Raw genomic sequence first — 6796 nt, 5'->3', positions numbered from 1 at the left:
CAGGATAGCTTATCGGTAGCTAACCGTCCCTCCATCCACATGACCAAGCGTTGCACTTATTATCTGAATTCGCGTGTCAGGGAATGCTGAATATACGGTCAGGAGCTGCGCGATTGTGTGTCTGAATAACTTCTCCACATCCTGCGGCAATGCTATCTTAGACCTTCTCGCGCACCTGAGGAGTAGTGGGGATGATCGACAACAGTGAAGACTTTTTCCGGCAGATTCAGAAAAGGATTGCCGACCATCGTGGCATAGCGTTAGACGGTGGCATAACAACCGATTATTACAAGGTGCAAAATCAGGCGGTACTGTTCTTCACGCTTGAAGCTGTGCTCGAAGAGCATCGGAAAAAATTCGCCACGCCCGCCAATCCGCTGGCTGGCAAACAGGCGCTGCATCACCTTATCCTGCAAAAGTATAAATGGCCGCTGGGGGATATCAGAGCCTTAAGCCTGCAGGATGCACTGTTCGTGTTGCAGGAAGACCTGATCGGCGACAAATTGCCAGAGTCGGCAAAACGCGTGATCAAACATTTTGCCGCGCAAACGCCGACGGAACCGTTCGCTGATATTGATGATCGCGAGTGGGACCCGATTCTGTATCAGCAGTTTCCCAAACACTGGTAACGCGCCAGACAAAAGCCACTTGCTGGTGGCTTTATCGTTAGCTATCTCATCACACGCGCTCGGACACTTCGCTTTCAGCAAAGCGCGTTTTGCCGGGTATTGCCGATGACTGGCTGGTGCAGACCGCTTTAAGGATATTTTCAAACGTGGTCTGAAAACGCGTAGGGTGAAAGTCTTTGCGGTGAATCAGCCAGATAGGATGGGGATCGCCAAAGGTGATGCCCTTCAGGTAAACCGTGCCAGGCGGTGGTGACTCCTCACCAAAGGCAGTGGTGCGACACAGCAGCAGGTAGCTGCTGCGCATCACTAAGCCCTGCGTCCACTCGGTGGCAAAGGTTTCAATGGCAAACTCCGGCGGCACCAGCCCCTGTTTGGTGAAGCGTTGCCTGAACGTGATGGTGGCTTCGGTGTCCGCCGGTGGCCCGACCCACGGATAATCAATCAGCTCGTGGAGTTGCACCTCTTTTCCGGCCAGCGGATGGCTGGCCGAGCACAAGGCTCTGAGCTGCGAGTTGGCAAGCACCTGGCCGGTTAACCCCGATGACAGCTTAGGCCGCAGGGTGGTGCAGACATAATCCAGTCTGGCGGCTTCCAGTCCTTCCATCATTACGTCGTAACTTTCCCGCAGCACATTAAAACGCCCGGACGGGTATTGCTGGTTTAAGCGCAGAATGGCTTCGGGGATCAGATGTGAAGCGGTGGCGCGCACGCAGCCAATCACCACCGTGCCGTCCATTTTGCTGTCCATTTCGCGAATTTCGGTACGTATTGCGCGAATTTCCCACACCGCCTGAGAGATCAGCTGCCCGGTCTGCTGGCCGCGCGGCGTCAGTGTGACGCCAGACTCCTCATTCACAATCAGCGGAAAGCCCAGCCAGCCTTCGAGGGTGACAAGGGTTCTGCGCAGCGACTGCGGTTGCATTCCCAGCTCAACCGCGGCGGCGAAAAAATTGCGGGTATTGATCAGCGCGGTAATGGCCAGCAGCTGTGCGGTGGTCAGGCCCACCACTTTACGCACAATCACACTGCTGTCGGCCTGCTCGTCGCAGGCGATTTTCATCGCCTGACGCAGAAAGCGGAATGCCCGTTTACCACGCTGACTGATCACCCCGGCGTAGGGCGTCGCCATCAGCCCGCGCGGCGAGCGTTCAAACAGCGTCACGCCGAGCATCTCTTCTAATGAGCTAATCGCCAGTGATGCCGCAGGCTGGGTCATATTGCAGTGTTTTGCCGCGCTGCGCAGGCTGGAGCCGGACAGGATCGTTAAAGCAAGATTGATGTGCCGTAAGTTCGGAAAAGCAGCTTTTTGCATCCTCTCATTCCCATCAATTTACGTTTTAACCGTCGATGAAACTTCCCCGTCTGCGGCGCAGGTCGTGCCGTGCGTGAAAGTCACTCCACTGCAGCGATGCAATATTCACTCCAGAAATCGCCGGATGTATTCAGGATGTAACGGGAAATCGCGCGATGTTTTAGCGCGTCTGGAAATTAATTGAATATTAACCAAAGAGTTACGTCTATCCTGAGCGCGCTGAATAAGCGCATTTTGTGGTGGGAAGCAGAAAACTTATCACTTGTAGCAATTTTGCAATCTTGGAAGGGCGTAACGCGAAACGTATAAGTAATGCCATACAGATCACACAAAAACACCTGTCGTATGCCACGGCATGACAGGGCGTGACATCGCACCATTGTGGGACGGTTTTGGCTTTTAATCGCACCATGATGGCAACGCGATGACGAACATTGCTGTGCTGGCCGGAACGTTATCTGTGCTCAAAGGTGAGGATGATGCTGATTAATACCCCAGATAGTGCACAGGCCGGTGAGCCCTCCGATGCGGCGATCATCGCCGCCCGGCCGGGCGTGTTGCACCAGCCCAGAGTGACACTTTGTGGCAGCGCGGGTTTTCTGTTTGAGGCGGAAGGGGAGATGTGCCTGCCAACGCAGGAGCGGATCTGGAAACTCACCCGTCTGTTAAGCGACAACGCGTTTGTCGTCGATGCCCAGCCGGGCATGAATAATCTGCTGGTGATCACCGATGGCAGCCTGACGGCGGGCGACGATTTACCGGCTTATCTGCTCAGTCAGTGGCGCCAGTTAACGCCAGGCTGGCAGGCGCAACAAACGCTGGAGATCCCGGTGGTGTATGGCGGCGAATACGGTTGCGATTTGCACGACCTGGCCGCTGCGCGTGGTCTGACGCCGCACGAGGTGGCGAAGATTCACGCCTCTGCCGAGTATGTGGTTTTTGCCCCTGGCACCACCCCGGGATTCGGTTATCTGTTTGGCCTCGACCCACGGCTGGCAACGCCACGGCGTGATGTACCGGTCACACGTAAAGCCAACGCCACCTTACTGATTGGCGGCATGCAGACCAACATTACCCCGCCAGCGCAGGCCGGGCGCGCCGAGAGTACGGTGACCGGCTGGCACGCCATCGGCCATGCGCCTGTGGCGCCCGTTCCCTTCGACCTGCAACGGCAGCCACCAGAACTGGTGTCACCTGGTGACAGGATCCGCTACCTGCTGACGGACGTCATTGCATGATTGAGATCGTTTCAACGCCACCATTTTCTTCTGTGCAGGATTTAGGGCGCGATGGTTATCGCCGTCTGGGCATTGTCCGGGGCGGTGTGATGGATCGGCTGGCAATGGTGACCGCCAATCTGCTGGTGGGTAACCAGCCGACGGCGGCAGGCCTGGAAATTGAGATGCCGCCGGTGCGTATCCGTTTTCACCAGGCGATGCGCGTGGCGGTGACCGGCGCTTACTGCGAGGTGTCACTCGATGGTGTGCGCCTGGCGCCATGGTGGAGTTTTCCGGTTCAACCCGGCCAGCTGCTTAACATTGTGCCCGGACGCTCCGGCATGCGCTGTTACCTGGCCTTTTCCGGTGAAGGCATCGATGTGCCTGTGGTTCTGGGATCGCGCGCCACCCATCTGCGGGTGGGTTTTGGCGGTTTCGAAGGTCGCGCGTTACAGGCCGGTGATCGCTTACACACCTGCCAGCCGCAGGTCACAGGCCGGGACCCGGGGCCGTTTGGCGTCGCCCCCGCGCCACGCATTGTTTCCGCTGCCTGCCACCCCACTGCACTGCCGGGCGAACTGGTGCTGCGGGTGATCCCGGCGGCGGAATATGCGCTGTTTTCTGACGAGTCACAGGCGCGTTTTTTCTCCGCCGGCTGGAAAGTCACTTCGTCCAGCAACCGCCAGGGCGCGCGGCTGGAAGGCGACCCGCTGCAAATCAGACAGAAAACCGAAATGCGTTCCCATGGCATTGCCACCGGCGTGATTCAGGTGCCGCCTTCGGGGCTGCCGATGATTCAGCTGGCGGATGCCAACTCCGCGGGAGGCTATCCCAAAATGGGCGTGGTGATTGAAGCTGATTTGTGGCGGCTGGCGCAGGCTCGGCCGGGAACGGTGCTCAAATTTGCCCGCACCACCCCCGCTGAAGCGCAGAGCGCGCAGGCGGAACTCGATAAGTATCTGCGTGATATCCAGTGGCTGGTGGAAAACCGGCAACGGCTGGGCAGTCCGCTGGAAAACATAACCTGAACCATCCGCATCGCATTCAATGACAGAGGAGTAACCGATGAACATCGATATCAATACTGACCTGGGTGAAGGCTACGGCAAATGGACGCTGGGGGATGACGAAGCGATGATGGAAATCGTCTCGTCGGCGAATGTGGCCTGCGGATTCCATGCCGGCGATCCGATCATCATGCACCGTAATGCTGAGCTGGCGGTAAAGCACGGTGTGGCGCTGGGCGCGCATATCGGTGTGCCGGATTTATGGGGCTTTGGCCGCGTGGCCATGGATATCGACCCGGAAGTGATGGGCAAAGTGGCGCTTTATCAGATTGGCGCGCTGGCGGCGATTGCGGCATCCGTCGGCTGTAAAGTCACCCATGCCAGCGGTCACGGCGCACTGGGGATGATGGAGCGCAGCAATCCGGCCTATATGGCCAATATCTACGGCGCATTCCGCCAGTTTGACCCCGACATTATTGTCGCCGCCAGCGTTTTCTCCTCTGGCGAGCACTACGCCCGCGAAAACAGCATGCGCTGCGTCGGCAAAATCTTCGCCGACCGTTCCTACGACGATAACGGTCAGCTGGTCAGCCGCAAATTGCCCGACGCCATGATCACGGATTTAGGCATGGTGCGTGAGCGCATGGAGCAGTTCCTCAGCGACAGCACGGTGACTGCGCTGTCAGGCAAAGTCATCAAGGTTGATGCCAACTGCGTGCTGATCCACAGCGATACCCAGGGAGCGGTAGAGATTGCCCGTATGGTGCGCGACACCATTGAGAAGAACGGTCACAACATTGTGCCGCTCGACAAGATGTTCAACTGACTTTCCGTGCCGTGTCAGAAGAGGAGCCGCAAATGGACGCGTTAACCACCACATTAAAAAGCAGCCCGGTTAATCCGCGCCGGCGAAAGCAGATGCTGGCGGCCATTATGGCGCTGCCTTCCGTCAGCTTTCTGTTTATTTTTATGGCCTTGCCTGCCGCCATCCTGCTCAGTTACAGCGTGATGACACAGGCGGAAGACGGGTCGATTGGTTTGCCCTTAACGCTGGAACATTATCAGCGGTTGTTTACCGCTGGCACTTATCTCGGCATCCTCTGGCAGACGATGTTTATCGCGGTGATGACCTCGCTGATTTCGATTGTGATGGCGTATCCGCTGGCGCTGACCATCACCGGCGGTTCAAAACTGATGAGCCGTCTCACCATTATTATCGTGGTGGCGCCGCTGATGGTCAGCGTGATCGTGCGGACTTATGGCTGGCAAATTTTACTGTCGAACGGTCCGCAGGGCGGCATTAATTATCTGTTGCATCAGCTTGGTATCACGTCGTTGCTCACGCTGCTCAATTCGAAATGGGCGGTGATCATCGCGTCAGTGCATGTCTTTTTACCGCTACTGGTACTGCCTCTGGCCAGTTCACTGGCACGCATTAAACCCGCTTATCTCGAAGCCGCGCGGATGCTGGGTGCATCGTCGCTGACCACCTTCCTGCGCATTACTGTACCGCTCAGCCTGCCGGGACTGATGGCAGGGGTGACGATTGTCTTTACCCTGACCTCAGCCTCTTACATCACACCGGCGATGATCGGCGGCCCGGACGGCATGATGCTCGGCGTGCTGCTGGAGCAGCAGATCAATACCGTATATGACTGGCCGATGGGCGCAGCAATTGGTTTTGTCATGGTCGCGATTGCCCTGACTGGCCACGCCTGCGGCAACGCGTTAACCCAGCGTTTTGCCAGCACCACCTCCGCCACCCCGCGTGTCAGCAGCCCGTCACAGCCTGCAGGAGATGCCCCATGAACGGTGAAGTGAACAGCTTTTTTGTCAGGATAGTGACGCCGGTGTTGCTGATTTTTATGCTGGCACCGCTGCTGGTGGTGATATCGATTTCGGTATCGGACAGCTTTCTCGCCACCTTCCCGCCACAGGGCTTTACCCTGGAATGGTATGGGCGGGTGATGGCCGATGGCAAATTCCAGCAGGCGTTTCTCACCAGCCTGACGCTGGCACTCAGCTCGACAGTCACCGCGTTATTACTGGCAACGCCCGCCGCGATAGTGATTCACCGTGGTGACCTGCCCGGTTGCCAGATGATTGAAACGCTGCTGCTGTCGCCGATGATTTTACCCATCCTGATCACCGGGCTGGCGATGCTGCAGTTCTTCTCCGTCGCGCAGATGTATCTGGTGCCGATCAATCTCTGGATCGGCCATATTCTGATCATCCTGCCGTATATGCTGCGCACCCTGCTGGCGAGTTTTAAGCAGATCGATCACAGCCTTGAGGAAGCGGCGAGCACGCTCGGCGCATCGCCGCTGTCAGTGTTCTGGTTTGTCACGCTGCCGCAGATCATGCCAGGCATACTGGCGGGTTGTCTGTTTGCCTTCCTCGTGTCGTTCGATGATTTCCCGGTGTCATTCTGGCTGGCCGATGCCAGTACCGAGCCGCTGCCGATTTACCTGCATCATGCGCTGGCGCGGGTGTTTGACCCGTCGATTGCGGCGATTTCCAGCCTGATGATCCTGACCAGTGTGGTCACCATTCTTGCTCTTGAACGTTTTGTTGGTGTGCGTAAAGCGATGGGTATCTGACCGTCAGTGCCCGCACGGTGGTTTATTTCAC

The 6796-nt window shown here is 57.3% G+C and carries 7 protein-coding genes; 6 read left to right on the top strand and 1 reads right to left on the bottom strand.

Translation table 11 applies throughout. The annotated features are described in order from the left end of the window. The first annotated feature begins 191 nt into the window (after positions 1-191). A complete protein-coding gene (locus tag ACSZO1_RS13020) occupies positions 192-629 on the top strand; it encodes an ECs1072 family phage-associated protein (protein WP_437613180.1) in 438 nt (145 codons plus the stop codon). A 49-nt stretch (positions 630-678) separates the two neighbouring features. On the opposite strand, the gene ACSZO1_RS13015 is transcribed toward ACSZO1_RS13020, so the two are convergent. Further along, the gene (locus ACSZO1_RS13015; RefSeq protein WP_437613178.1) at positions 679-1941 is read right to left on the bottom strand and encodes a LysR family transcriptional regulator; all 1263 of its coding nucleotides are present in this window, start codon (positions 1939-1941) and stop codon (positions 679-681) included. Between the two features lie 479 nt (positions 1942-2420). Here ACSZO1_RS13015 and ACSZO1_RS13010 point away from each other — a divergent pair, with 479 nt between their 5' ends. Genes ACSZO1_RS13010 through ACSZO1_RS12990 form a run of 5 tightly spaced genes read left to right on the top strand, consistent with a single transcriptional unit; the run spans position 2421 to position 6765 of the window. Next, a complete protein-coding gene (locus ACSZO1_RS13010) occupies positions 2421-3179 on the top strand; it encodes a 5-oxoprolinase subunit B family protein (RefSeq protein ID WP_437613176.1) in 759 nt (252 codons plus the stop codon). Next, positions 3176-4186 carry a biotin-dependent carboxyltransferase family protein gene (locus ACSZO1_RS13005; protein ID WP_437613175.1) on the top strand — a complete coding sequence of 337 codons (1011 nt, stop codon included), beginning with the start codon at positions 3176-3178 and terminating at the stop codon, positions 4184-4186. The genes ACSZO1_RS13010 and ACSZO1_RS13005 overlap by 4 nt, the downstream gene beginning before the upstream one ends. A gap of 37 nt (positions 4187-4223) precedes the next feature. Then, positions 4224-4991, top strand: a complete 768-nt coding sequence (locus tag ACSZO1_RS13000; RefSeq protein ID WP_437613173.1) for a LamB/YcsF family protein — start codon at positions 4224-4226, stop codon at positions 4989-4991. Positions 4992-5023: 32 nt separating this feature from the next. Next, positions 5024-5974, top strand: coding sequence for an ABC transporter permease (locus ACSZO1_RS12995; protein ID WP_437613171.1), 951 nt, complete (start codon positions 5024-5026; stop codon positions 5972-5974). Continuing rightward, entirely contained in the window at positions 5971-6765 is a 795-nt protein-coding gene (locus ACSZO1_RS12990; RefSeq protein ID WP_437613169.1) for an ABC transporter permease, read from the top strand. Before ACSZO1_RS12995 ends, ACSZO1_RS12990 begins: the two co-directional genes overlap by 4 nt. Positions 6766-6796: the final 31 nt, after the last annotated feature.

The organism is Erwinia sp. V71 (assembly GCF_965644245.1).
Lineage (GTDB): Bacteria > Pseudomonadota > Gammaproteobacteria > Enterobacterales > Enterobacteriaceae > Erwinia.
This window is presented reverse-complemented; position numbering and strand designations above follow the sequence as displayed.